We start from the raw sequence: 24,656 nt of genomic DNA, 5'->3' as shown, positions 1-24,656 counted from the left end.
CTCATGCCGTTCCCCTTATCCTGCTGATCTGCGGTTTTTGACGGTAAAGCCGCCTCTTGAAAGCCGGATGTTGACATCGGATACCTTTGCGATCTGTTCGTCATGGGTGACCATGATGACGCATTTGTTTTCTTGGTGGGCAAGGTTTTGGAAGAGCCGGACGATGTCCTTTGATGTATTTTCATCCAAGTTGCCGGTCGGTTCATCGGCGACGATTAAGTCCGTGTCACAGCAGAACGCTCTGATGATGGAGACACGCTGCTGCTGCCCGCCGCTTAATGTCAGTACTTTCTGTCTGGCCTGCTTTTCGCCGATGCCGACTTTTTCGAGCATCTCCAAAGCGTATTGTTCTTTGTTTTTGACCTGAGATCCGGTAATTTCCATGGCCGACGTGATATTTTGGAGAGCCGTCATATACGGGAGCAGGTTATAGGACTGAAAGACGATCGATACATATTGATTGCGGAAGCTGGTCAGCCCGATTTTTGAAATGTTTTCTCCTTTATACAGGATGTCTCCCTCTTTTGGTACATCAAGTCCGCCTGCCAGCGATAAAAAGGTGGTTTTGCCGGAGCCGGAAGTCCCGACAATCGTATACAAAAGCCCTTGGCTGAATTGAATGCTGATCTCTTCGAAAAGAGGCTGATCCTGATTTTTATACCAATAGCCGACATTCTGAAATTCTAAAATAGTGCCCATGATCTTCACTTCTTTCTATTCTTGTTTTGTTAAAATCGTTTTCGGATGGAGCCTTAAAACAGATATTGACGGAAGGAGCGTCGCGAACAGCGCGATTAAAAGGCCGATGCCGCCGAGTGCCATCAAGTTCCCGAAGGATACTTGAATGTCAAGCTGATCAATGGCTGAGACTTGGGCGGTCCTTTGTCCTAAGAAGCCTCCGCCGCCAAGGCCCATCATTCCGCCTGCAGACTGGCCAGCTGACGTTTGTTCGATTTGCTGGCTCAAGAGCTGGTTCCCGATTTGCCCGGCAATCAAGCTGCCGGTTAATGCTGAGATGCCGATGGCAAGCACTGCGATCATTAAGATTTCGGTCAAAAACTGTCCGATGAGTTTCCAGCGTTTTTCACCGATCGCCATCAGAACGCCCATTTCGTATTTTCTCTCCCTGATTGACATCATGACGATCAGTCCGAGGATCACCGCTCCGGCGATCGTGACGAGATAGACGACATTTTTCGAGAAGGACGCGACATTTTCAATCGGGCCGACCATCTGCTGGTACAACTGATCATTGGCATCCAATGTGAATGTATCCAAATCAATGCCTGTTTTCTTGGCAGCCGCAATGAAAGTGTCGATGTTGGAGGCGTCGTCCATATTGTAGACCGCTTCATCAATCGCGTTTTTATAATCGTCGCCTTTTAAGGCCGATGCCGCCGTATATGGTGTGTAGATTTTGTTATAAGGGTTTAAAAAGGCAAAGTTTTGCGCTTGATTGTCTCCGGATGAAGTCGTTTGATAGATTCCGACGATTTTCAAATTGATCGTTGTAGCTTCATCGCTGCTCGCTTTGACTTTGATCGTATCGCCGACTTTCAGAGCGTTTTCTTCGGCAAGCGTTTCTTCAATCACGGCGACTTTTTTATTCACATCATCCTTTGTTAAAGCACGGCCTTCCGTGATCTTGGACGTCCCGTTGGAAAATTCGTCGACAAGGGCTGTGCTTGTCACACCTTCGATTGATACGTCAGCCTGCATCATTTGCCGGCCGCCCTGTTCATTGCCGCCCGGTCCGGCCGGCTGCTCGCTGTTTGAGGCCGAAGAATCCTCGTCACCGCTTTCGATCGGATCGAAATTGTCCGCTAAGGCAGACGTAGAGGAGATGTAGTTATAGCTTTTGACATGGTCAAGGCCCGCAAGCTTCTCGGCTGATTTAACAGAAACGGGGGTCGATTCAAACCTTTTCCGTTCTCCTGATTCCTGCTGTTCTTTCAGCATTTTTTCCCTGTCAACTTTGAGCGTGACGCTGCCTCCAAGCTGCTCCCTTGCCAGTTCGCTCGATTTCACGGCCGCCGACTGGATCGTAATTCCTGTCAGCACGAGCACGCAAATCATCGTGAAAACAAACAATTGTAAAAGTGTTTTTCCTTTTTTCGCTTTCATGCTCCAAAAGGCTCGTTTGAAAAAATTCATAACGCGTGATTCCTCCGTATCTATTTCATTTATTATGGCTGCGAAGTCAAACGGCAACAGGACTTTTGCCTTATGCTTGATTTCATCTTAGCCGCTACTTATGAATAAATTATGACCAAACTGTTGCCAGTCCTTTAAATGTTCATAATGGAATTGAGAAATGGCTGAGCCCTGTGTAAAATGAATCTAACGTTTGTCTAGCGGAGGCATATTGACGATGAAAATATTAATGATTGAGGATAATTTAAGCGTATGTACAATGACAGAAATGTTTTTTGCAAAAGAAGGATTTGAAACAGAGTTCGTCCATGACGGACTTGAAGGATATAACCGTTTTAAATCGGATGATTGGGATTTGTTGATCATCGATATCATGCTGCCGTCCATGGACGGGGTCACGATCTGCAAAAAGGTCAGGGAAGAGAGCACGGTTCCGATTATTATGCTGACGGCAAAAGATACGGAATCAGACCAGGTGCTCGGTTTTGAGCTCGGAGCTGATGATTATGTGACAAAGCCGTTCAGCCCTTTGGCGCTTGTGGCGAGAATCAAAGCGGTGAGCCGGAGGTATCAAAGTGCCGGCCCGCAGGATTCCGCTGACAGCGACTCGCTTGAAACGGAACATTTTAAAATCAATAAAAAAACGAGAGAAGTGTTTTTGGACGGCGTTCAAATTCAAAATTTGACGCCTAAGGAGTTCGATTTATTGTATTACCTGGTGCAAAGTCCAAAACAGGTTTTCTCAAGGGAGCAGCTGCTTGAGCAGGTTTGGGGATATCAATTCTACGGAGACGAGCGGACGGTTGATGTTCATATTAAAAGGCTGAGAAAAAAGCTTGGCAGCGACTCGCGGCCGTTTCTTTATACCGTATGGGGAGTAGGGTACAAGTTCGATGAAGATTAAGTATCTCTATCAGCTGCTGGCCAGTCACATCACTATATTAATCATGGCTTTTCTCATTACCGGGGCGCTGTTTTCCCACTTTGTCAAAGACTTTGCATACGAAAGCAAAGTCGATGAGCTGTCTTCATACGGCTATCGCATCATGGGCGAAATGGAGATGCGGCCAAAAGGCGCACCGGCCATTATGAAGCCGTTTGAGGAAATTTTGCGAAGCAGGAAGATCAGCTTCTTTCTTTTTAATGAAAAGAAAGAGGTCTTGATGACGCCGGCCGATTTGCGGCCGCGAAAGCTGCTGCTCAGTGATGAAGAATGGAAAGAGCTTAAAGATGGAAAGGCCGTGGTCGTCAAAACCGATTTTAACCGTTTTAATGAGGAAGTATCGGTTGTGGCGCTGCCCAACATCGTCAACAATGAATTTCAGGGAGGCATTCTGCTGACCGCTCCGATCAGCGGGACCGAGGAAATGATCAGCGACATGAACCGCTTTATGCTCTTTACGGCGGCGGGTGTTATCTTAGTCGCTATTCTTCTAAGCTGGCTGACGTCCAAATTCCATGTCGCCCGCATTCAGAAGCTCCGCGATGCAACGAAAAAAGTCGCCGCCGGAGATTATGACATCCATATCGAAAACCGCAATAAGGATGAGATCGGTGATTTGGGCGACGATTTTAACATTATGGCCCGCAAGTTAAAAAGCTCAAGCGAAGAAATCGACCGGCTTGAAAAGCGAAGAAGGCAGTTTATCACTGACGTCTCACATGAGCTGAAGACGCCGCTGACGACGATCAGCGGTTTAGTGGAAGGGATGAACAGCCAGACGATACCCGAAGATCAGCAGGATAAATGTATGAAGCTGATTACGGAGGAGACAAAAAGGCTGATTCGCCTCGTCAACGAAAACCTTGATTATGAAAAAATCCGTTCCAATCAGATTACACTGCAAAAACTGCATTATCCGCTGATCGAAGTGTTTGAAATCATTAAAGAGCAGCTGGCGCTTCAGGCTGAGGAGAAACAGAATCAGCTGATCCTCGATGTGGAGGATCATGTGATGGTCAATGCCGATTACGACCGGCTCATCCAGATACTCGTCAATATTACGAAAAACAGTATTCAATTCACAACGAACGGAACCGTTTGGCTGAGAGGCCGGGAAGACTATAAGGAGACGGTGATCGAAATAGAGGATACCGGAATCGGCATTGATGAAAAGGATATTGAAAACATTTGGGATCGTTTTTATAAAGCAGATTTATCACGGACGAACACCCCTTACGGAGAATACGGGCTGGGGCTGTCGATCGTCAGACAGCTCGTCGCCCTGCACAACGGTACGGTAGAGATTGAAAGTGAGAAAAACAAAGGAACAAAATTTATCATCCGTCTGCCGCTGACAGCGAGAGATGATGATGAATAGAAACCCGCCAGACAGCGTCTGGCGGGTTTTGTTAATCTTTAATTTTGAATTTCTGGATCAGGTGCTGCAGCTCTTCGGCGTTTTGCGCGAGGATCTGTGATGCGGCGGCGATTTCTTCCATTGAAGCAAGCTGCTCCTGAGTTGCCGCACTAACCGTTTGCGTGCCTCCCGCTGCTGTTTCGGCTACTTCTTTGACGCCGGAAATGGCGGTTTCGATTTCGCTTGCGCCGGCTGTCAGGTTTTTCACCAAGTTTGTCACGTCATTGATCTGTGTGACGACCTCCGTAATCGAGTTTTCGATTTTTTGGAAAGCGCCTCCCGCTTCATGAACGACGACAAGTCCTTCTTTGACTTCGCCGGTTGCCGAAATGACCGAGTTCATCGTCTGCTTCGTATCGTTTTGAATGATCGTAATCAATCTTGTAATCTGTTCTGCTGAGCGGGCCGATTGCTCGGCTAATTTCCTGACTTCATCCGCGACGACGGCAAAGCCTTTTCCTTGTTCTCCCGCCCGGGCCGCTTCAATGGCCGCGTTTAAAGCAAGCAGGTTCGTTTGTTCAGCGATGCTCGTAATCACTTCGGTAATATTTCCGATCTCATTGGAACGCTCTGTTAAATGTTTAAATGCTTCTGAGAGCGAGACGACCGTTTCATTAATAGACTTCATTTGAGTGCTCACTTTATCAATGGCTTTCGTGCCTTCAAGCGACATCTTCGCCGTCTGGTCAGCGGTGGAGGCCGCTTTTTCGGCATTTGAAGAAATTCTTCCGGCAAACTCGGTCATTCCCATAATAACGGTTCTGCTGTTTTCAACGCTTTCCACCTGCTGATCGGAGCCTACTGCAAGCTCCTGGATCGTTGTTGAGATGTATTCGCTCGCCTTTGTGCTTTCATCCGCACTGGCGCTCAGCTCTTGTGATGAAGAAGCAACTTGGTGCGACGTTTCGCCGACCGTTTCAATGATCGAACGGACGCCTCCTACCATTTTGTTAAATGATGATGTCAGCAATCCCAATTCATCTTTCGATTGATATGTTCCTTTGACAGTAAAATCGCCTTGCTCGGTTTCTGCGAACAGCGCCTGAATGTCTTTGATCGGCTTTGTGATCAGCCTTGTCATTAAGAGGCCGATCGAGATGGATAAAACAAGCGCTGCAGCAATGACAATGATGAGAAGCGTGATGATTGAACCGGCTTCTTTAGAATCCTGCTGATAGATTGTTTTGGCGTTATCAGCATTTAAGGTTTGAATGTCTTCAATGAGCTGGTTGACCGTTTCTCTTTGAGGCTCCATCTTTTTTAGATAGACGTCATATGCTTTATCATTTTCGTTCTTCACCGCCAAGCTGAGCATCTCGCTGCTGATATCTTGCAATTTCTTGTATTCGGTTTTGAAATTTTCGTATTTTTTAGAGACGTTGTCCATTAATTTCAGCTGATCGATTTTTTCCATTAAGGTGCTGTTTTCTTCGTTTTTTTCCTTAATGTGTTTTTGCAATGTTTCATTTCGATCGTTGTCTTTCGTCACCATCAGCTCGAATTTGTACGTATCAATATCAAGGTTGTTCGCTTTTAATTTTGCAAACAACTGGTTGGGAACCAATTGATCTTGATAGATGATCTCTGAACCTTTGGAAAGCTTGTTCAGCCCGCCTATCCCCTGGATGCCGACAATCGACAAAGCCAGCGCTGAAATGATAATGATGACAAATAGTTTGCTTCTGATTTTTATATTTTTCAACAGATTCATAAGTGTTCTCCCATCAGTTTATTTACTTTACATATCGGCTTTCAAAACGGTTTTGTGAATGAATTTAAGGCAGGCAATTTTAGGGAAGGGTATATTTTCTGACAGCAAAAAAACCCCATAAAAAAAGGGGTTTTTTTAAACGAGAACTTTTGCGAAAAATTCCTGGTATAACGCGCGGACCGCTTGTTTTTCCTGAGCTTCCTTAACGCCGAACATCATGCTGACTTCCGAGGAGCCCTGGTTGATCATTTCGATGTTGACGCGCGCATCGGACAATGCTTTTGACGCTCTTGCCGTCGTTCCGACGTTATGGCGCATGGCTTCGCCGACGACCATAATCAGGGCAATATTGTGTTCAATCGTCACTTCATCGGCATCCAGTTCTTCCTTAATCCGTTTGATTATCCGTTTTTCTGCTGCTTGATCCATTTGATCCTGCCTTAAAATGATCGTAATATCATCAATGCCGGATGGAATGTGTTCATACGTCAGCCCGTCATCTTCAAGGATTTGCAGAACGCGGCGTCCGAAGCCGATTTCGCGGTTCATTAAATATTTGCTGATGTAAATGCTGCAAAATCCGCTGTCGCTGGCGATCCCGACGACAGGTCCGTTCGTATTGTCGCGTGTGGTGACAACTCTTGTCCCCTCCGCGTCCGGATTGTTTGTATTTTTGATCTGAACCGGTATGCGCGCCCGGAAAGCAGGGATCAATGCTTCATCATGAAAGACGGAAAAGCCTGCATACGACAGCTCCCTCATTTCCCGGTATGTCAGCTCGCGGATTTCTTTCGGGTTGGATACGATCGCCGGGTTGACAGAATAAACGGCGTCAACGTCAGTGAAGTTTTCATACAACTCGGCTTTCAATCCATTCGCTAAAATGGAACCCGTAATGTCAGAGCCGCTCCGCGAAAACGTCATGACTTCGCCTTCCCGGCTGAAACCGAAGAAGCCGGGAAAGATGATGATGCCCTTTTGCTGTCTCAGCTGAAACAGATTGTCATACGACTCGGGCAGGACTTGTGCGTTGCCTGGCTCGCTCGTCACAAACAGCCCGGCGTCTTTTGGACTGACATAGTGCGCTTCAACTCCCTGGTGCCTGAAGTAAGCCGCTACCAATTTGGCATTGTTATCTTCGCCGCTTGCTTTGACCGCATCGATAAACCGTTCCGGATTTGTTTTATCACCTTCGAGCAGCTGAAGCAGGTCGGCCCGGATCCGGTCGATCACGACATCGTCAAGTCCGAGCTCAAGCGCGATATCGGCATACCGTCCGACAATCGCCTCAACCAGATCGGGCGCTTTTTTTGATGATAAGTACTGTTCGGCGCATTCGATTAAAAGGTCCGTTACTTTCGTATCCTCGGGGTGCCGTTTTCCGGGTGCTGATACAACGACGGCCTTCCTTTCCGGATCAGAAGTGACAATTTGAAATACTTTCTCTAGCTGAGCCCCTGAAGCGAGCGAGCTGCCCCCAAATTTAACGACTTTCATTTGTTACATCTCCCAAAGTTTAAATTTTCGAAATAAATTTAATCTTAATTATTGCGCTTTTTACAAGAAGAATCAAGTTTTTTCTTTCAGGAATGAACAAATGTATTTTTGAGGAGGACTAAAGATGGGGAAATCGCATGGTTTCAACCTTTGTATCTATTAATCTTATTGACTATGTCAGAAAAAATGGTAAGATATATGAAGACCCTTATTGATAATGATAATCATTAACGTCGGCGGAGGGGTTTGCTTTGTTGTGCAAGGAGGCTACTGCAGCATGAAATTACGATACTTATTGCTAATGCTCATCATTCTTTCAATCAGCTCGATTTTCATCGGCGTTAAGGAGCTTTCGCCTCTTGATCTTTTCCGCTTTAACGAGGACGAAATTCAAACGCTTTACATAAGTAGAATTCCGCGCTTGATTAGCATCGTGCTTGCGGGAATGAGCTTGAGCATTTGCGGGCTGATCATGCAGCAGCTGACGCGCAATAAATTTGTTTCACCGACCACCGCTGGAACGATGGATTGGGCGAGGCTCGGTGTGATCATTGCGATCGTGCTTTTTTCGTCTGCAGGAATTGTGGTTAAAATACTGTTTGCCTTTGTTTTTGCACTGTTTGGCAGTTTTTTGTTCGTCAAAATTTTGGACAGAATCAAGTTCAAAGATGCGATCTTCATCCCTCTCGTCGGTATGATGCTCGGAAGTGTTGTCAGCGCCATCTCCACTTTCATGGCTTATCAGTACAATATCATTCAAAACGTCAATGCATGGTTTGAAGGGAATTTTTCGCTGGTCATGAAGGGGAGGTATGAGCTCTTATTTCTGAGTATACCGCTCGTTATCATTGCCTATCTGTTCGCCAATAAATTTACGTTGGCCGGGATGGGGGAGTCTTTTTCCATCAATCTTGGATTGAATTATAAGCGGGTGGTCAATATCGGATTGATCATCGTATCTATTATTTCGTCCGTCGTCATCCTGACGGTCGGCACGCTTCCCTTTTTGGGATTGATCATCCCGAACATCGTGTCCATCTACAGGGGAGATCATTTGAAAAACAGCCTGCCTCATACGGCGGTTCTCGGAGCCGTTTTCGTCTTGTTTTGCGATATAGCGGGACGTCTCGTCATTTACCCGTACGAAATTTCGGTTGGTTTGATGGTCGGCATCATCGGGAGCGGCGTTTTTCTTTACTTGCTTTTAAGGAGAAAAGCCTATGCGTCATAAACAGAAAATGCTTATACTCATCGTGATAGCGGCAGCCTGCATCGGCTTGTTTCTGTTCTACGGATTGCCGTCTGTATGGGAATATGCGCTTCCGCGGAGGTTTGCCAAAGTTTTTGCGATCATCGTTGTCGGTACAGCCATTGCGTATTCGTCGATGATTTTCCAAACGATCACAAACAACAGAATTTTGACGCCGAGCATTCTCGGACTCGATTCTCTCTATGTTCTGCTGCAAACCGGGATTATTTACTTTTTCGGTGCAGCCAAACTTGCCGATCTTGGTAAAAACGGCAATTTTTTATTGTCAACCGGTTTGATGGTCTGTTTTTCATTTGTGTTGTTTTTCCTGATGTTTCGCCGCGGGGGAAGGCACATCTTCTTGCTGCTGTTAGTTGGAATCGTATGCGGCACATTGTTCAGAAGCCTGTCATCCTTTATGCAAATGCTGATCGATCCGAACGAGTTTCAAGTTGTTCAAAACAAGATGTTTGCCAGCTTCAACAATTTGAACACGGACATTTTAATGCTTGCTTCGCTCATCATTCTGGCGATTCTCGTTTACGCTTGGCGGTATAATCCGTACTTTGATGTCATTTCGCTCGGCAGGGATCAAGCCGTCAACCTCGGAATCGATTACGACCGGACGGTGAAGAAAATGCTGATCGTCGTCGCCGTTCTCGTCTCCGTGTCTACTGCACTTGTAGGGCCGATCACATTTTTGGGGCTGCTCGTCGTCAATGTGGCGCGGGAAGTATTTAAAACGTATAAGCACAGCGTCCTGATTCCCGGAGCGGTTTTGTTCAGCATCATTGCGCTTGTCGGGGGCCAGTTCATTGTTGAAAAACTGTTTGGTTTAACGGTGACGCTTGTTGTGATCATTGATTTTATCGGCGGGATTTATTTTATTTACCTGTTGCTGAAGGAGCGTAAATGATGATAGAAGTACGAGATATCATGAAACAATTCGGAGAGCAGACCGTTGTTCATCCCACGACTTTAACGATAAAAAAAGGAATGATCACGTCCTTCATCGGACCGAACGGAGCGGGGAAAAGCACGCTTTTGTCCATCATCAGCAGGCTGATCGGCATGGACGCCGGAAAAGTGCTGATTGACGGCAAGGAAATCAGCGCATACAAAAGCAATGATTTAGCCAAAAAAATCAGCATTTTAAAGCAGTCCAACCAGATCAACATCAGGCTGACTGTCAGGGAGCTCGTCAGTTTCGGCAGATTTCCTTATTCACAGGGAAGGCTCTCGAAAGAGGACTGGGTATATGTCGACGAAGCGATTGATTATATGAAGCTGAGAGAGATTGAGCATAAACACCTCGATCAGTTGAGCGGCGGCCAGTGCCAGCGTGCTTTTATCGCAATGGTCATCGCTCAGGATACCGACTATATATTGCTTGATGAACCATTAAATAACCTCGATATGAAACATTCAGTAGAGATAATGAAGCTCTTGAAAGACCTTGTCGAAAATCGCGGTAAAACGATCGTCATTGTCATTCATGACATTAATTTTGCCTCGGTTTATTCAGACAGAATCGCAGCCCTGAAAAACGGGCGGATTGTAAAAGAGGGGCCGGCGGAAGACATTATCCAAACGCCGGTGCTGAAAGACATCTATGATATGGACATTCCGATCCAACAAATCGGAGACCAAAAAATCTGTGTATATTTTAAATGATGAGGTGACTTGAATTGAAAAAACTATCTTTATTGATTATGGCATTGATAACCGTTCTTGTCGTATCCGCCTGCGGAAACAAAGCTGCTGATACAGATGCAAAATCTTCCTCTAAAAAAGAAACCGTCACAATTAAACATAACAGCGGTACAACAGATGTACCGAAAAACCCGAAAAAAGTCGTTGTCTTCAACTTTGGAATGCTTGACACGCTTGACGAGCTTGGCTTGAGCGATCGCGTTGTCGGCCTTCCGAAACAAACCCTCCCGTCTTACTTGAAAAAATACAAAGACAGTAAATACGAAAGCGTCGGCGGACTAAAAGAGCCTGATTTTGAAAAAATTGCAGAGCTTGACCCCGATTTGATCATCATCGAAGGCAGACAGTCTGAGCAGTATGACGAGTTTAAAAGGATCGCACCGACGATCGACATCGAGCTTGACCAGAAGAACTACATGAACAGTTTTAAAGAAAATACCGAAAATATTGGAAAAATCTTCGGTAAAGAAGATGCTGTCAAAGAAGCTCTTGCGAAAATCGATGATAAAGTAGAGAAAGCCAACAAGCTTGCGAAAGAAAAAGGCGGCAAAGGATTGGTCGTCTTAACAAGCGATAAACAAATCAGCGCATATGGAAGCGGCTCAAGATTCGGTTTGATCCATGATGTGCTCGGCGTTGAACCTGTCGACAAAAACATCGAGGCTTCCCTTCACGGCCAAAGCGTCTCTTCCGAGTATATTTCTGAAAAGAACCCTGATTACCTGTTTGTCATCGATCGAAGCGCTGCCATCGGCGAAAAAGGAACAGCAAAAGAAGTCATTGAAAATGAAATTGTAAAATCAACAAAAGCTTATAAAAAGAGCCATATCACATATCTTGATCCAGGTTACTGGTACCTGTCAGGCGGAGGTCTTGAGTCCGTATCTGAAATGGTGACAGAAGTTGAAAATGGATTAAAATAAAAGAGCGAGGCTGCCGGTGTATCCGGCAGCCTTTTTGTCTGTTCAGGAGAAGAATTCGAATGATATTCATTTCATATGAAAGGAGACGCAGAGCAGGTCTTCATGCTTCTTACGCTGCAAGGGATCAAATATATCAAACCATATAAAAACACGCCAGTTTGATTGAACTGGCGTGTCAGGATCAGCGCGCCGGCTGGCCTTGTTTGTCGGCCTGCGGCTTCTTTTTCAATGTGAACGAAAGGATAAATCCGATCAGCGCCAAGACAGCGGCCACGATAAAGGCGGAATTCATGCCGTGAATGAGCGCATTTAACGGGTTAGATGCGGCAGCGTTTTTGGCTGAATTGCTCATGACGGAAATCAAAACGGCCGTGCCGATTGAACCGCCGATCTGGCGCATCGTATTGTTCATCGCTGTTCCGTGCGGGATGAGATGCATCGGAAGTGCATTGATGCCAGCGGTTGTGAGAGGCATCATAATCATGGAAGTGCCCATCATCCGCAGCGTATAAATGACGATAATAAATGTCAGCGAAGTATCCATTTGCAGATCCGCAAACGGGATCGACGTCAGCAGCAAGATGGCAAAACCGATAATCGCAAGACCTTTTCCACCGATCTTGTCAAAAATCCGGCCGATGATCGGCGACATGATACCCATTGCTATCGCGCCCGGCAGAAGCATCAGACCGGAATCGAAAGCTGTCACGTCTCTGACGTTTTGCGTATACAGCGGCAAAATGGTTTCAGTACCGATCATTAATGCAAAAACGATCATACCGAGGAGCGTTGTTATCGTAAAAGTCCACGATTGGAAAACGCGAAACTCGAGTATCGGCCTTTTGATTCTTAATTGTCTAGAGATAAAGAAGAACAGAGCGACCGCACCGACTGCAAAGGAAATTAAAACGGTATTGCTTCCCCAGCCTTCTGATCCGGCGTTGCTGAAGCCGTACAATAAACCGCCGAAACCCAGGCTGGACAGGATAATAGATAAGATGTCGACTGATGTTTCTCTCAATTTCGTAACGTTTTTCATCAGTAAGATGACAAGCACAAGATCAATCAGGGCAATTGGCAGAATAATATAAAATAAGTATCTCCATGTAAAGCTGTCGACGATCCAGCCTGACAATGTCGGTCCGATGGCCGGTGCAAATGCGATGACCAAACCGACCATACCCATTGCAGCCCCGCGTTTTTCAACCGGGAAAATCGTTAAAAAGATCGTCTGCATGAGCGGCATCATAATTCCCGCACCCGCGGCCTGGATGATTCGCGCCGCAAGGAGAACCGGGAAGTTAGGCGCAACTGCGCCGACGACCGTTCCCGCCACAAAGATGCTCATCGCGGCAATAACGAGCGCGCGGCTCGAAAATTTTTCGATTAAAAAGGCGGTAATCGGAATGAGAATCCCGTTTGTCAGCATGAACGCCGTTGTCAGCCATTGAGCTTTTGTAGCGTCTATGTTTAAGTCTGCCATAATATGCGGCAGTGCCGTAACCAGAAGCGTTTGGTTCAAGATCGCGATAAACGCCCCTGCAATGAGCAAACCTACGATGATATTTCTGTTGTATGTCTGTTGTTCAGTTCCTGTGTTCATATCAATCCCTCTTATTCTTTGATACTAATTGTTTGTATTTGTGAAACATCGCATTGGAGCGCCTCGATTTTTCCAAGGTAATCAAGGAGAGCCTTAATTAAATACGTGCGGGGCTCATTGGCGAAAAGCTCCTCGCTCAGCAAATCTGCGGCAGACAGCAATTCTGTCACGGAAACGTCGTCTTGTGGCAGCGAGGAAATCTTGTTTTTCAGTTTTTGCAAAAGGTCTTCAAGCAATTCCTCTTTTTTGGGCGGTGCCCAGCATGATGAGAAATTCGTATAGGAGGCAATAATGTCTTCATTTAATGAACTTTTCTGATCTTCGTTCAGCTTTTTCTCTATGAAGAGATCCAGAACCGACATAATGAATGGCGGAATCGTTTTAACGTCGGGCTGCGCTTTTCCAGTGCCGACTAAAAACAGGAATTCTCTCATCAAACCGTGGAAAATGATGACGATATCCCATATAAACGGTTCCACCTCTTCGCCGTACGCTTGAATGATAGAGTCTTTATGCCAGCTGATGATCAGCGATTTTGTTTCTTTCAGATGCTTTTTAAATACCGCGGTATCCGGAGACGATCCCTCATTGGAGAGGAAATTGATAAATTGGCGGTTTTCCCTGAATTCCGTAATCTCCAAAGCGATTTTTTTAGCGAGTCTTTCTTTTGGCGTCAGCGAGGTTTCCGTATTGATGATGGCGCTTTTGTTCAGCATTTCATGCTTTCTGAACTTGATCAATGCCAGCAGAAGATCTTCTTTAGATTGAAACAGTTTATAAATAGATGCTTTTGACATTTTGCATTCTTCAGCGATCGCTTGCATTGCAACGTTATGATAGCCTTTTTGGGCAAACAGCTTTTTGGCGGCCCTTAAGACTGCTGCTCTTTTTTCGTTCATTCCGGCTCCTTCTTTCGCAATGATAAAACTCATGGGTTACGAAAAAACCCATGAGTTTTCATAAATGAAATATTAACAGACCGAACTGTTTAGGTCAACGATTTTGTTTTGGGTTACGGTGAAGGCTGATCCAATCGGCAGCTTCGCCGTATGAAAGGACTCCGTCCGTCATATGACTGAAGGAGCCACGGGTGATGATGTCTTCACCGATCTTTTTCACCAGCGACAGGGCGGCTCTGAACGGGGCGGATCCGCAGCTGATTCTTTCGATCCCCAGTTCGGAAAGAATTTGTAAAGAGGGAGTGTGTGAGCCGGCCAGTACGTTGAGTGGTCCGGGTATATCTTTTCTCAGCCCGGCAATGGTGCCTGTATCATTGGCTCCGGGGATAAATATGCAGTCCGCGCCTGCTTGTCTGTACCGATTTGCCCGCCGGACGGCTGTTTGAAGCCGGGAACCGGGAGCGTCTGCATTGAGCCAGTATACATCCGTGCGGGCATTGATCAAAACAGGAAGGTTCAGTTTTTTGACAGCCGCAATTTTTTCTTCCATTAATGTTGCATCACAAAGCGGCCGGCAGGGGTCTTTCGTTCCGTCTTCAATATTCATACCGACAACGCCGGCCGCTGCGGCTTTTTTTGCGTTTTCAGCAACTGCTTCCGGTGATTGGCCGTAACCCGCTTCAAGATCTGCGCTGACGGGAATATCGACGGCATCCGTGATGGTTTTCAGGACGGAAAGCAATGTTTCAAAAGGGAGATGTTCGCCGTCGGGATAGCCGAGGGACATGGCAATTCCGGCGCTGGTTGTGCCGACTGCTTTAAAACCGCAGTTTTGAAACGCTTTGGCGCTGGCCGCATCCCAGGCATTCGGCAGAACGAACGGGCCTGACTGATGATGGAGGTCTAGAAATGCTTTATATTTTGCAAATGGTTTCATGTGTTCCACTCCTTTTTTACATAGTGTAAAGGTAAAGACCTTCGATGCTCATCGAAATGTGGAATGGAACGCATGAAAAAAGGCTATCGATCACCGATAGCCTAAAGTATCTATTCGAGTTTAAATCCTTGTTTCTCAAGCATCTCACGGATGTGAGGATAATACACTTTATTGTAATAAGCGGATATGCCCTGAGACCAGTTTCTTGTTTCCTGTCCGTTTGTCCGTTTTGTCATGTATTCGGATATTTCTTCATCGTACGCGTCGATCAGCGGTTTTAAGTCAGGTTGATAGGTTTCGCTGTGCCTTACCGCTTGTTCAGGAAGTCGCGGCTTTTTCGCGGAGCGGTCCGCCGGATGGCCGACGACAAGCCCTGCGACAGGGAAGACGTATTCGGGAATATTGAGCAGCTCGATCAGCTCTTCTGCACGGCCGCGGACAGCGCCGATCGGCACAGTGCCAAGCCCCATCGATTCAGCGGCCGCTGTGGCCGTACCGAGAGCGATGCCTGCGTCGACAGCTCCGACAAGCACGGATTCCATTCCGTCTGTGATCGCAAGCGTTTCGCCGTTTTTCTCAAGGGCGATTTTCGCACGGTTGAAGTCCGCGCAGAACAAAAGGAAAACGGGGGCCTGCTCGATCCAGACCTGTCCGCCGGCCAATTCGGCGATTTTCTTTTTCCGTTCTTCATCTTGAACCGTAATCACGGTGACCTGCTGGCCGTTGATTGAAGTCGGTGCGGCTTGAACGGCTTGAATGATCTTGTCCAGCTGTTCAGGGTTCACGGGCTCATCTGTATAGCTGCGAATCGATCTATGGTCTGTCAATGATTTCAATACTTCATTCATTTAAACGTCATCCTTTCTTTAATCCGGTGTGTGCGTTTTAACCACATTCAGCGGTTCTGATAAAAGGTCGCCCGCGGCTTGAACGAAAGCTTGAAAGTGCTCTGTCTGATTATGGGCGTCAATTGCGTTTTGATCTTTCCATTGCTCAAGCATGACAAATGTATTGGCATCTTCGGTATCTTCAAACAGCTGGTATTGGGCATTGCCGGCTTCAGCTCTTGAATGTTTAAGCAGCGGTTGTACGCTTTCGAGAAAGGCGTTGCGTTTTTCTGGTTTTACTTTCATATAGGCTTGCAATACGATCATCGGTTCAAACCTCCGTCATGTCATTTAGAATTCCTTTGCGTGTACGTTGTATACACATTGAATTGATTGTTCGAAAATCATCGAACAATTGCATCGTAACATGTCTTTGCTTTGGCGGCAACCTATTTGCCTTCTTGACGAATTGTCTTGAAGCTAGGATTATGATACATTTAACCCATGAAAACAAATGAAATGAAGTTAACATCTGTTCTCCATGCCTTGAGTGATCCATACAGGCTTGAGATTGTCAAAGCCCTGGCTGACACAGCCGAGAAAACGTGCGGTACATGCACAAATCTCAATATCGCAAAGTCTACGCTGTCCCACCATTTCAAGGTGCTGAGAGAAGCGGGGCTACTCAAAGTCCGCATTGAAGGGAAGCATCATTATTACTCCCTCTGCAAACGGGAATTGGAGGAGCAGTTTCCGGGACTGATTGAGGCGGTTCTTCAGGTAGAAAAGGAACGGTGGTAAACGGGCAGACGTTGGCTTTCTAAAGCCAAGTTGATACCGGCAGGAGCGAACCTGCCGGTATTTTTTAAAACTTCTCATCACCGCATACCGCTTCATAAAGCTTGGCAGTCCCTTTGTCGATCTGATCGGCAGCGATTTTAGCAAATCCAAGCACGAGCGATACTGTTCCTTCATGTTTTGTCTGCTCTTTCTTTAACGTAAACCGGTTCATGCCGTAAACCTCGACCCGTCTATCCTTTGCTCTTGATAAAACCTCTTCTTCACTTCTATCTGTTTCAAAATCGGCCACAAAGTGAAGGCCTGCGCTTTCGCCTTTAATTTTCACCCGGCCGTTAAAGGTTTTGACAAGGCTTCCGATCAGCCTTGTCCGCTTTTCTTCGTAAATCTGGTTCATTTTCTTGATGTGCTTTTGGTATTCCCCCGATTCGATCAATTCCTGCAAGGCGAGCTGTGTTAAAACGCTGCTCGATTGAATCGAGAAATGGTGCCTTTTTCTGTATCGCTTCAGCAGCTTTTGCGGCAGTACCATATAGCTGATTCTCAGACCCGGAAGAAGCGATTTTGAAAACGTGCCGATATAGATGACTTTCTCAGAGCGGTCAAGGCTTTGCAGGGCGGGGATCGTATCGCTCCCATATTTGAATTCGCTGTCATAATCGTCTTCCACAATATAGCGGTTTTCCCCGTCGGAAACCCAATTTAAAAGCTGAATCCTTCTCGATACCGGCATAATGATTCCTGTTGGAAACTGGTGTGAAGGCGTGACAAATAAAACATCCGGATTCAGACGGTGAATCTCGCTGATCCGCATTCCTTTATGATCGAGCTGAATCGTGGCCACTTCTTTCCCTTCATTTTTCAGCAGTCGATAAATGCGGCTGTATCCCGGCTCCTCCATCGCATAGACGGCTGAGGCGGGGAGAAGATCCTGAAGCGTATGAATTAAGGACTGCGTGCCTGCGCTGATCACGATTTGTTCGGGGTGACACTTGACGCCTCTCGTTAAAGCGATAAACCGTGCGATCGTTTGGCGCACTTCGTAGACACCTTGCGGATGCGTCATTTCTCCAAGTTCGTTTACATGAGAAGAAACCGCTTTCTGTTCACAGCGAAGCCATGTTTTAAATGGAAAATGCGCCGTATCGACGCTCATATGGGAAAACGATATCCAGCCGTCTTTGCTTGCCGGCTTTTCAACCAGTTCTTTTTCCAATTGAAAAGGGCCGGGATGGCGGCTGGCATGGAACGTTTCGATCTGCTCTACAAAAAAGCCTTTTCTTTCACGTGAATAAAGATAACCTTCTGCCAGAAGCTGCTGGTAGGCAGCGTTGACCGAATTAATGCTGACGTTCAATGCTTCGGCGAGCTCGCGCTTGGAAGGGAGTTTTTTTCCCGGCAAAAGATTGCGGCTGAAAATTTCTTCTTTAATCCGTTGATAAATTTGGTGATAAATATAATCCGCATCCTTGGAGCGGTCAATCGGTATCGTAATCATAGCGCCTCCCCCCTGGTACCTTTGAAAATTAATGATTGGTACTTTTCATCATACCAAAAAATATTCAGAATTATAAGAAATAAGAGTGGGGGAGAGATTTTTTATGAGTCTGAACACAAAAGCATTCACAACGGAAGATTGGCAGGCCAAACGGGATCAATTTGTGGCAAGGGGTGTCTCCAACGGAAACCGTCATCTGGCCGCTAAAGGGGAAGGGGCCGTTTTATACGATATTGACGGGCGCCGTTTTATCGATTTTGCCGGGGCGATCGGTACATTAAATGTCGGGCATTCACATCCGAAAGTTGTAGAAGCTGTCAAGCAACAGGCCGAACAGCTCATTCATCCGGGTTTTAACGTCATGATGTATCAGGCCTATATCGAATTGGCGGAAAAACTTTGCCGGCTTGCACCGGGCTCACACGAGAAAAAAGCGATTTTCCTGAACTCGGGGGCGGAAGCCGTAGAAAACGCCGTGAAAATATCCAGAAAATATACGAAGCGTCAAGCAGTCGTTTCTTTTACCCGCGGATTCCACGGGCGCACAAACATGACGATGAGCATGACGAGCAAGGTAAAACCATACAAATTCGGATTCGGCCCTTTTGCACCTGAAGTATATCAGGCGCCGTTTCCTTACTACTATAGAAAACCTGAAGGGATGACTGATGAAAGCTACGATGACATGGTTATTCAGGCATTTGACGATTTCTTCGTCTCATCTGTTGCTCCGGAGACGGTCGCTTGCGTTGTCATGGAGCCGGTGCAGGGAGAAGGAGGATTTATTATTCCTTCCAAACGGTTTGTGCAGCATGTCGCAGCCTTCTGTCAAAAACACGGCATCGTTTTTGTCGCCGATGAGATCCAAACAGGCTTTTCCAGAACAGGCAAATATTTTGCGATTGAGCATTTTGATGTCGTTCCTGATCTTGTGACGGTGTCAAAATCGCTGGCTGCCGGTGTTCCGCTCAGCGGTGTCATCGGCCGGGCGGAAATGCTTGATGCGGCGGATCCGGGGGAACTCGGGGGCACATACGCCGGAAGTCCGCTTGGATGCGTAGCCGCTTTGGCAGTGCTCGATATTATCGAATCGGAACAGCTCAACAAACGCTCTGAAGAAATCGGTAAAGCCATCGAAGAGCGGGCGCTTGAATGGAAGATGAAATATCCGCAGATTGGGGAAGTCCGCAGACTTGGCGCGATGGCGGCGATTGAAATTGTCCGGGACGAAAAGACGCAGGAGCCGGACAAAGCAGCTGCGGCCAAGATTGCCAAGTACGCCAATGAACACGGCCTGCTCTTGTTGACGGCAGGAATCAACGGCAACATTATCCGTTTTCTGTCTCCGCTCGTCATTACTGATCAATTGCTTGAGGAAGGACTCGACATCATCGAAGAAGCACTGGAACAGCTCTAGTTTGACATCTTCTAAAAGAAGGGGCGGATTTTGATGGGTAAACAGCAAATGAAAAAAACGATGTCGCAGACGGATGTGCTATTTTTAGCGATCGGGGCTATGCTCGGCTGGGGCTGGGTCGTCCTTTCCGGCGACTGGATTTCGACAGCCGGCTTTTTGGGCAGTACCATCGCATTTATCATCGGCGGCATACTCGTCATCCTAATCGGGTTAACGTACGCAGAGCTGTCTTCTGCCATCCCTGAAACGGGGGGCGGCTTGATTTTCGTCTACAGGGCGTTCGGCCGAAAAACGGCTTTTGTCGCCGCTTGGGGGGTGCTTTTCGGCTATGTTTCGGTGATTACATTTGAGGCGGTCGCATTGCCGACCGTCATTGATTACGTCCTGCCTGTCGAACATCAGGGCTTTCTCTGGTCGCTAAGCGGCTGGGACGTGTATGCCACTTGGGTGTTGATCGGTTCAGGAGGTGCGGTCGTCCTGACCGCGCTCAATTACTTCGGCGTCAAGCCGGCCGCGATATTTCAGTCGGTTTTCACGATCGCGATTATCGCCACGGGCTTTCTCCTTTTGGGCGGCGCCTTGGTAAACGGTGATGTCGAACATGTACAGCCCCTTTTTAAAGACGGGTTCTCCGGTATGATGTCCGTCCTCGTCATGATACCGTTTCTGTTTGTCGGATTTGACGTCATCCCACAGGTTGCGGCTGAAATTAATGCCCCGAAAAAAATCATCGGCAAAATTTTGATTATTTCGATTGTCAGTGCGGTCGTGTTTTATTTGCTGATTGTTTTCGGCGTGACGATGGGGCTGTCAGAAAGCGAGCTTGCAACGACTTCTTTGGCGACCGCGGATGCAATGGTCAATCTGCTCGGGAACCAGCTGTTCGGCACGGTGCTTGTCCTCGGCGGAGTCGCCGGTATCATTACGAGCTGGAACGCATTTATCATCGGCGCGAGCCGCATTCTGTTTGCCATGTCGGAAAAAGGCATGGTGCCGAAATGGTTCGGCTTCATCCATCCGAAGTATAAAACGCCGACTAACGCGATTTTATTTCTAGGGGCGCTGGCGTTTTTTGCGCCGCTGCTCGGGCGCCCGGCTCTTGTTTGGATCGTTAATGCAGGGGGAACAGGTATTATAGTCGGATATTTGATCGTGTCGATTGCATTCATGAAGCTGAGAAAGACAGAGCCGGATTTAAACAGACCGTATAAAATCAATAAGTGGAAAACGACGGGTATATCTGCTATCCTCTTAAGTGTTATCTTTCTTGCCTTTTATTTGCCAGGCATGCCGGCCGCGCTCACATGGCCGTATGAGTGGCTGATCTTGGCAGGATGGACATTGATCGGTTTTCTTTTATACAACAGCAGTTCAAAACGTAAAGGGGAGGAGATTCAACATGACCAGCATGCTAGAAGTATATAATCCTGCGACTGGAGAAAAAATCAAATCGGTTCCCCAGCAATCTGCAAAGGAAGTCGAAGAGGCTGTCGTCCGCTCGCATGAAGCATTTCAAAAATGGTCGAAAACATCGGCTTCAGAACGAGCGGGCTTGCTGAAAAAATGGTTTGATTTGATTGTGGAGCAGAAGGACGAGCTGGCAAAATTAATTACGCTTGAAAACGGCAAGCCGTACGCTGAAGCACAGGGAGAAGTCATATATAGCGCAGGCTATATCGAATGGTATGCGGAGGAAGCAAAACGCATCTACGGAAGAACGGTTCCCGCATCTGTGACGAACAAGCGCATCATCGTCACGCGCCAGGGAGTCGGTCCTGTTGCGGCGATTACCCCGTGGAACTTTCCGGCGGCGATGATCACGCGAAAAGCGGCACCGGCTTTGGCGGCAGGCTGTACCTTTATCATCAAGCCTGCGCCTGACACGCCTTTAACGGCGCTTGAGCTCGTTCGCCTCGGCCACGAAGCGGGCATTCCGAAAGACGTCCTTCAGTGTGTGACCGGCGACGGAAAAGAGATCGGTTCTATTTTTACAAGCCATCCGCTGATCCGCAAGATTACGTTTACCGGGTCAACGCCTGTCGGCAAACATTTAATGAAAAACAGCGCCGAGACGGTGAAGCATGTGTCAATGGAGCTCGGCGGCCATGCTCCGCTGATCGTTGATGAAGATGCCAACATCGACCTCGCCGTTAAACAGACGATGCTGTCGAAATACAGGAATGCCGGACAAACGTGCGTCTGTGCAAACCGTCTGATCGTTCATGAATCGGTTAAGGATGAATTTGCAGAAAAACTCCGCGCGGAAGTCGCCAAGCTGAAAGTCGGAAACGGACTTGAAGAAGGTGTATCAATCGGCCCGGTCATCAATAAAAACGGCTTCCAAAAAATAGTTGATCAAATCAATGACGCGGTGGATAAAGGGGCGAAAGTTCTCATCGGCGCCGAATACGAAAGCGATGATGAGAAATCATGCTACTTTGTCCACCCGACAGTGCTGACGGATGTTGATCCTTCAATGACGATCATGCATGAGGAAACATTCGGTCCCGTTGCGCCGATTACGACTTTTAAAACGCTGGACGAAGCAGTCAAGCTCGCCAATGATACGCCTTACGGTTTAGCGGCATACTTCTTTACGGAAAACTACCGCCGCGGCATCTATTTATCCGAAAATCTTGATTACGGCATTCTCGGCTGGAATGATGGCGGACCGTCAACCGTTCAGGCGCCTTTCGGCGGCATGAAGGAAAGCGGCATCGGACGCGAAGGCGGACAGGAAGGCATCGAGCCGTATTTGGAAACAAAATATTTGTCTATCGGTTTGGATGAATAACAAGACAACATGAAAACCCGCCCGCATATCCACGGGCGGTTTTTTTACGCTTTCACTTGTTCAGCGTTCATTTTATTCTTTTTGGGCTGATAGGAAATATAAAAAATGCCCAGCAGAAGCAATGCGATTCCGGCCCAGGAAACAAGAGGCAGCGATTCCTTGACAAGCACGGTTCCTAAAAGCGACGCTGTGAGCGGTTCAGCCAGCGACAGGGTCACCGCTGTTGAGGCGGGCACTTTTGCCAATCCTGTCGTAAATAACAGGTACGCGGCACCGGTTGCAATGACGCCGATATAGAGGCTGACAGCCGATCCCTGAACCGATAAGATCCAGCTCAAATCGTACAGAAACAACAACGGGGCAAGCAATACAGCGCTTAAAAAGAACACGGTGCCTGTGACAGCCTCCGGCTTCTGCTGTTGCAGGAGCTTTTTGCTTGTCAGCGTATAGACGGCAAAGGAAAGACCGGCGCCGAGTGCGAGCAATATGCCGAGAAAGCTCCCTCCCGATGAGGCGGAAGGGATGAATAACAAGGATACGCCTGCTATCGCTGCAGCCGTTGCGATCCACCATTTCGCTTGGGGTACTTTTTTGAACACGAGCCATTCGAGGCAGCCGGCGATAATCGGAGCGCTGCCGATGGCGACGACCGTTCCGACGGCGATCCCTGAGAGACTGACAGCTGAAAAAAAGAAAGGCTGATAAAATGCCATGCTCAATGCTGCGATAATCAGCGTTTTAACGGGCCAGCCGCTGCGTTTTAATTGACCGCGCAAAGCCGCGAACAAGAGCAGGGTGATGCCGCCGACCGCCATTCTGACAGCGCCGAACACAAGAGGCGCCGCTTCTTCAGGCGCGAACGCCTGGGTTGTTCCCGTCGTTCCCCATAAAATGGCCGCAAGCAAGACAAACAGAATCGATACTTTCATACTCCGATCTCTCCCTACTCAATCATTCAGAACTTTTTCTATTGTAAGATAAGTTTGTCAATTTTTGAATCACCGTATTGGAAATTTTCCTGCAAAGAGGATATATTCAACGCTGGCCGAATTCATATAATGCCCTAAAACAATTAAAGTCGGAGGAAGCGGATGAAAAAACGAACAGTTTTATTATTTTTGGCGATCTTGGTTGCGGGTTGTGCGAGCGCCCAAGAAAATGATGAACAAACCAAATGGGTGAACAGCGAACAGGAAGCGATTGAGGACGGTATTCGTTACGAGAACATCACAAAAGACGATATTATAGACAAAATCGATTTAAACGGCGAACAAGTCGTCGTTTTTCGATTCGGCGATTCGGAGGGAGAGGGAATTTGCCTCGCTCACATCAAACGGGAAAACGGCAAATATCAATGGTACCGCGACTTAAATTACGCAATTGTAAAATCGGATCACCCGAAAACGGAGAGTGCGGAAGCTTCTTCACCGTTCACAACGCCTAAGGGAAGCAAGTACACGTTATATACAGGGGATGCCGCTCGCCTGAATGGAACATTTGAGACTGATGACGGGCTTCATTTAGAGGCGGTGGTCGATCAAAAAACGGGCATGTATTATCAGATCGTGCGGGATTCGAACTGAAATGGGCACAAAAAGGCTGTCGGGATATTCCCGACAGCTTTTCATTTTTACGATTTCTTTTTGCGCACTGTCAAGAGCAACGCAGCACCCCCAAGAAGCACGGCGAGGATCGACAGGATGAGGGAAGCGGTTTGAATCCCTTGTCCGGCTTGACCGTCTTCGTTTTCTGCGGCTGTGTTTTGTTTCGTTGAAGCGCCGTGTGCGTCAACCGTTTCGTGCCCGAGCTTTGCAGCATCGACAATGCTTGTGATTGCATGCGGGGTATCGGCGTTTTCATCGCCGGTCCACTCGACAATCGTGCCGTCTTTATAATATTGGTAAGCGTTCCAGGCGGCCTTTTGTTCTTTGTCAGGGTTTTTGGCGGTGAAAGTAAACTGTTGGAATTCACCAGGCTGAATGCCGCCGTTTTCGGCTTCCCACGTCACCCTTGTCACTTTCTCGTTTTTACCGGTTTCAGTGCTTGTTTTCCAGCCTGGCACCGGTTCATACTGCTGAAATTCAACACCGTCTGGCATGCTGAGAACGACCTTGGTTGTGGCGTTGTCTTTTTCAACCGGTACTTTGACGGTGTATGTTTCCCATGAGCCTGCTGCTGATTCTGCCGGTTTTACCGTGACATGTGCGCTGACAGGCACGGAGAAAAGCAAAAATGATGCTAGGATTGCACCCAGCCATAATGTTTTTTTAAACATA

At 47.3% G+C, this 24,656-nt stretch carries 22 protein-coding genes and 2 pseudogenes; 11 read left to right on the top strand and 13 right to left on the bottom strand.

Going from position 1 to position 24,656, the window contains the following annotated elements; genetic code table 11:
- Window positions 1-15: 15 nt before the first annotated feature.
- Together M1E03_RS19280 and M1E03_RS19275 are read right to left on the bottom strand one after the other, a co-directional pair.
- Entirely contained in the window at window positions 16-699 is a 684-nt protein-coding gene (locus M1E03_RS19280; protein ID WP_026580540.1) for an ABC transporter ATP-binding protein, read from the bottom strand.
- Between the two features lie 15 nt (window positions 700-714).
- Window positions 715-2,154: an ABC transporter permease gene (locus tag M1E03_RS19275; protein WP_458110564.1), complete on the bottom strand. Its 1,440-nt coding sequence runs from the start codon at window positions 2,152-2,154 to the stop codon at window positions 715-717.
- A 217-nt stretch (window positions 2,155-2,371) separates the two neighbouring features.
- On the opposite strand from M1E03_RS19275, the gene M1E03_RS19270 reads away from it, so the two are divergent.
- On the top strand, window positions 2,372-3,058 hold the full coding sequence (locus M1E03_RS19270) for a response regulator transcription factor (protein WP_020450166.1): 687 nt from the start codon (window positions 2,372-2,374) through the stop codon (window positions 3,056-3,058).
- Window positions 3,048-4,475 carry a sensor histidine kinase gene (locus M1E03_RS19265; protein ID WP_039073204.1) on the top strand — a complete coding sequence of 476 codons (1,428 nt, stop codon included), beginning with the start codon at window positions 3,048-3,050 and terminating at the stop codon, window positions 4,473-4,475. The genes M1E03_RS19270 and M1E03_RS19265 overlap by 11 nt, the downstream gene beginning before the upstream one ends.
- 31 nt (window positions 4,476-4,506) lie before the next feature.
- Here M1E03_RS19265 and M1E03_RS19260 read toward each other — a convergent pair.
- The 3 genes and pseudogenes from M1E03_RS19260 to M1E03_RS19250 form a co-directional block, all read right to left on the bottom strand.
- Window positions 4,507-5,148: pseudogene (locus tag M1E03_RS19260) on the bottom strand (methyl-accepting chemotaxis protein); the annotation flags it as partial.
- 360 nt (window positions 5,149-5,508) lie between these two features.
- Window positions 5,509-6,225 (bottom strand): annotated as a pseudogene (locus M1E03_RS19255) (MCP four helix bundle domain-containing protein); the annotation flags it as partial.
- Between the two features lie 135 nt (window positions 6,226-6,360).
- Entirely contained in the window at window positions 6,361-7,722 is a 1,362-nt protein-coding gene (locus M1E03_RS19250) for an aspartate kinase (RefSeq protein WP_026580545.1), read from the bottom strand.
- Between the two features lie 277 nt (window positions 7,723-7,999).
- On the opposite strand from M1E03_RS19250, the gene M1E03_RS19245 reads away from it, so the two are divergent.
- From M1E03_RS19245 to M1E03_RS19230, 4 genes are read left to right on the top strand one after another with little or no spacing between them, the layout of a single operon-like run.
- The gene (locus tag M1E03_RS19245) at window positions 8,000-8,953 is read left to right on the top strand and encodes an ABC transporter permease (RefSeq protein ID WP_026580546.1); all 954 of its coding nucleotides are present in this window, start codon (window positions 8,000-8,002) and stop codon (window positions 8,951-8,953) included.
- Window positions 8,943-9,887: an iron chelate uptake ABC transporter family permease subunit gene (locus M1E03_RS19240; RefSeq protein ID WP_020450171.1), complete on the top strand. Its 945-nt coding sequence runs from the start codon at window positions 8,943-8,945 to the stop codon at window positions 9,885-9,887. The genes M1E03_RS19245 and M1E03_RS19240 overlap by 11 nt, the downstream gene beginning before the upstream one ends.
- The gene (locus M1E03_RS19235) at window positions 9,887-10,645 is read left to right on the top strand and encodes an iron ABC transporter ATP-binding protein (RefSeq protein ID WP_025810135.1); all 759 of its coding nucleotides are present in this window, start codon (window positions 9,887-9,889) and stop codon (window positions 10,643-10,645) included. Before M1E03_RS19240 ends, M1E03_RS19235 begins: the two co-directional genes overlap by 1 nt.
- Before the next feature lie 14 nt (window positions 10,646-10,659).
- The gene (locus M1E03_RS19230; RefSeq protein ID WP_023855630.1) at window positions 10,660-11,607 is read left to right on the top strand and encodes a siderophore ABC transporter substrate-binding protein; all 948 of its coding nucleotides are present in this window, start codon (window positions 10,660-10,662) and stop codon (window positions 11,605-11,607) included.
- Window positions 11,608-11,788: 181 nt separating this feature from the next.
- Here M1E03_RS19230 and M1E03_RS19225 read toward each other — a convergent pair whose 3' ends face one another.
- The 5 genes from M1E03_RS19225 to M1E03_RS19205 form a co-directional block, all read right to left on the bottom strand.
- A complete protein-coding gene (locus tag M1E03_RS19225; RefSeq protein WP_026580547.1) occupies window positions 11,789-13,210 on the bottom strand; it encodes an MDR family MFS transporter in 1,422 nt (473 codons plus the stop codon).
- 11 nt (window positions 13,211-13,221) lie between these two features.
- Window positions 13,222-14,109, bottom strand: a complete 888-nt coding sequence (locus tag M1E03_RS19220) for a TetR/AcrR family transcriptional regulator (RefSeq protein ID WP_020450175.1) — start codon at window positions 14,107-14,109, stop codon at window positions 13,222-13,224.
- A gap of 94 nt (window positions 14,110-14,203) precedes the next feature.
- On the bottom strand, window positions 14,204-15,046 hold the full coding sequence (locus tag M1E03_RS19215) for an isocitrate lyase/PEP mutase family protein (protein WP_026580549.1): 843 nt from the start codon (window positions 15,044-15,046) through the stop codon (window positions 14,204-14,206).
- Between the two features lie 110 nt (window positions 15,047-15,156).
- Window positions 15,157-15,894 (bottom strand): NADPH-dependent oxidoreductase, encoded by a 738-nt coding sequence (locus M1E03_RS19210; protein WP_059231859.1) that lies wholly within the window; start codon window positions 15,892-15,894, stop codon window positions 15,157-15,159.
- An 18-nt stretch (window positions 15,895-15,912) separates the two neighbouring features.
- Window positions 15,913-16,200: a putative quinol monooxygenase gene (locus tag M1E03_RS19205; RefSeq protein WP_059231861.1), complete on the bottom strand. Its 288-nt coding sequence runs from the start codon at window positions 16,198-16,200 to the stop codon at window positions 15,913-15,915.
- 177 nt (window positions 16,201-16,377) lie between these two features.
- On the opposite strand from M1E03_RS19205, the gene M1E03_RS19200 reads away from it, so the two are divergent.
- Window positions 16,378-16,674 carry an ArsR/SmtB family transcription factor gene (locus tag M1E03_RS19200; RefSeq protein WP_026580551.1) on the top strand — a complete coding sequence of 99 codons (297 nt, stop codon included), beginning with the start codon at window positions 16,378-16,380 and terminating at the stop codon, window positions 16,672-16,674.
- Window positions 16,675-16,738: 64 nt separating this feature from the next.
- On the opposite strand, the gene gabR is transcribed toward M1E03_RS19200, so the two are convergent.
- Window positions 16,739-18,169 carry a MocR-like transcriptional regulator GabR gene (gene gabR / locus M1E03_RS19195; protein ID WP_026580552.1) on the bottom strand — a complete coding sequence of 477 codons (1,431 nt, stop codon included), beginning with the start codon at window positions 18,167-18,169 and terminating at the stop codon, window positions 16,739-16,741.
- Window positions 18,170-18,272: 103 nt separating this feature from the next.
- Here gabR and gabT point away from each other — a divergent pair, with 103 nt between their 5' ends.
- The 3 genes from gabT to gabD are packed head-to-tail and all read left to right on the top strand — an operon-like array spanning window position 18,273 to window position 22,380.
- Window positions 18,273-19,586 (top strand): 4-aminobutyrate--2-oxoglutarate transaminase, encoded by a 1,314-nt coding sequence (gabT, locus tag M1E03_RS19190; protein WP_249727095.1) that lies wholly within the window; start codon window positions 18,273-18,275, stop codon window positions 19,584-19,586.
- A gap of 33 nt (window positions 19,587-19,619) precedes the next feature.
- On the top strand, window positions 19,620-21,011 hold the full coding sequence (locus tag M1E03_RS19185; RefSeq protein ID WP_182069292.1) for an APC family permease: 1,392 nt from the start codon (window positions 19,620-19,622) through the stop codon (window positions 21,009-21,011).
- Complete coding sequence (gene gabD, locus M1E03_RS19180) at window positions 20,986-22,380, top strand: succinate-semialdehyde dehydrogenase (protein ID WP_458110563.1); 1,395 nt, start codon at window positions 20,986-20,988, stop codon at window positions 22,378-22,380. The genes M1E03_RS19185 and gabD overlap by 26 nt, the downstream gene beginning before the upstream one ends.
- A gap of 44 nt (window positions 22,381-22,424) precedes the next feature.
- Here the strand turns inward: gabD and M1E03_RS19175 are convergent, their stop codons facing one another.
- A complete protein-coding gene (locus M1E03_RS19175; protein WP_026580556.1) occupies window positions 22,425-23,309 on the bottom strand; it encodes a DMT family transporter in 885 nt (294 codons plus the stop codon).
- Window positions 23,310-23,471: 162 nt separating this feature from the next.
- Here M1E03_RS19175 and M1E03_RS19170 point away from each other — a divergent pair, with 162 nt between their 5' ends.
- Entirely contained in the window at window positions 23,472-23,963 is a 492-nt protein-coding gene (locus M1E03_RS19170; RefSeq protein WP_026580557.1) for a hypothetical protein, read from the top strand.
- Window positions 23,964-24,010: 47 nt separating this feature from the next.
- Here the strand turns inward: M1E03_RS19170 and M1E03_RS19165 are convergent, their stop codons facing one another.
- Window positions 24,011-24,655 (bottom strand): YcnI family copper-binding membrane protein, encoded by a 645-nt coding sequence (locus M1E03_RS19165; protein ID WP_026580558.1) that lies wholly within the window; start codon window positions 24,653-24,655, stop codon window positions 24,011-24,013.
- Window position 24,656 lies beyond the last annotated feature (1 nt).

The sequence above is a fragment of the Bacillus sp. PK6-013 genome (assembly GCF_054161445.1).
The sequence above is the reverse complement of the archived record's forward strand: the minus strand, read 5'-3'. Positions and strand labels throughout refer to the sequence as shown.

Excerpts from the sequence above, each read along its gene's own strand:
- M1E03_RS19280 (WP_026580540.1), bottom strand. The coding sequence starts at position 699 with ATGGGCACTATTTTAGAATTTCAGAATGTCGGCTATTGGTATAAAAAT.
- M1E03_RS19275 (WP_458110564.1), bottom strand. The coding sequence starts at position 2,154 with ATGAATTTTTTCAAACGAGCCTTTTGGAGCATGAAAGCGAAAAAAGGA.
- M1E03_RS19250 (WP_026580545.1), bottom strand. The coding sequence starts at position 7,722 with ATGAAAGTCGTTAAATTTGGGGGCAGCTCGCTCGCTTCAGGGGCTCAG.
- M1E03_RS19175 (WP_026580556.1), bottom strand. The coding sequence starts at position 23,309 with ATGAAAGTATCGATTCTGTTTGTCTTGCTTGCGGCCATTTTATGGGGA.
- M1E03_RS19165 (WP_026580558.1), bottom strand. The coding sequence starts at position 24,655 with ATGTTTAAAAAAACATTATGGCTGGGTGCAATCCTAGCATCATTTTTG.
- M1E03_RS19265 (WP_039073204.1), top strand. The coding sequence starts at position 3,048 with ATGAAGATTAAGTATCTCTATCAGCTGCTGGCCAGTCACATCACTATA.
- M1E03_RS19185 (WP_182069292.1), top strand. The coding sequence starts at position 19,620 with ATGGGTAAACAGCAAATGAAAAAAACGATGTCGCAGACGGATGTGCTA.
- M1E03_RS19215 (WP_026580549.1), bottom strand. The coding sequence starts at position 15,046 with ATGAAACCATTTGCAAAATATAAAGCATTTCTAGACCTCCATCATCAG.
- M1E03_RS19170 (WP_026580557.1), top strand. The coding sequence starts at position 23,472 with ATGAAAAAACGAACAGTTTTATTATTTTTGGCGATCTTGGTTGCGGGT.
- M1E03_RS19200 (WP_026580551.1), top strand. The coding sequence starts at position 16,378 with ATGAAAACAAATGAAATGAAGTTAACATCTGTTCTCCATGCCTTGAGT.
- M1E03_RS19205 (WP_059231861.1), bottom strand. The coding sequence starts at position 16,200 with ATGATCGTATTGCAAGCCTATATGAAAGTAAAACCAGAAAAACGCAAC.
- M1E03_RS19220 (WP_020450175.1), bottom strand. The coding sequence starts at position 14,109 with ATGAACGAAAAAAGAGCAGCAGTCTTAAGGGCCGCCAAAAAGCTGTTT.
- M1E03_RS19245 (WP_026580546.1), top strand. The coding sequence starts at position 8,000 with ATGAAATTACGATACTTATTGCTAATGCTCATCATTCTTTCAATCAGC.
- M1E03_RS19210 (WP_059231859.1), bottom strand. The coding sequence starts at position 15,894 with ATGAATGAAGTATTGAAATCATTGACAGACCATAGATCGATTCGCAGC.
- gabT (WP_249727095.1), top strand. The coding sequence starts at position 18,273 with ATGAGTCTGAACACAAAAGCATTCACAACGGAAGATTGGCAGGCCAAA.
- M1E03_RS19270 (WP_020450166.1), top strand. The coding sequence starts at position 2,372 with ATGAAAATATTAATGATTGAGGATAATTTAAGCGTATGTACAATGACA.
- M1E03_RS19240 (WP_020450171.1), top strand. The coding sequence starts at position 8,943 with ATGCGTCATAAACAGAAAATGCTTATACTCATCGTGATAGCGGCAGCC.
- gabR (WP_026580552.1), bottom strand. The coding sequence starts at position 18,169 with ATGATTACGATACCGATTGACCGCTCCAAGGATGCGGATTATATTTAT.
- M1E03_RS19235 (WP_025810135.1), top strand. The coding sequence starts at position 9,887 with ATGATAGAAGTACGAGATATCATGAAACAATTCGGAGAGCAGACCGTT.
- M1E03_RS19225 (WP_026580547.1), bottom strand. The coding sequence starts at position 13,210 with ATGAACACAGGAACTGAACAACAGACATACAACAGAAATATCATCGTA.
- gabD (WP_458110563.1), top strand. The coding sequence starts at position 20,986 with ATGACCAGCATGCTAGAAGTATATAATCCTGCGACTGGAGAAAAAATC.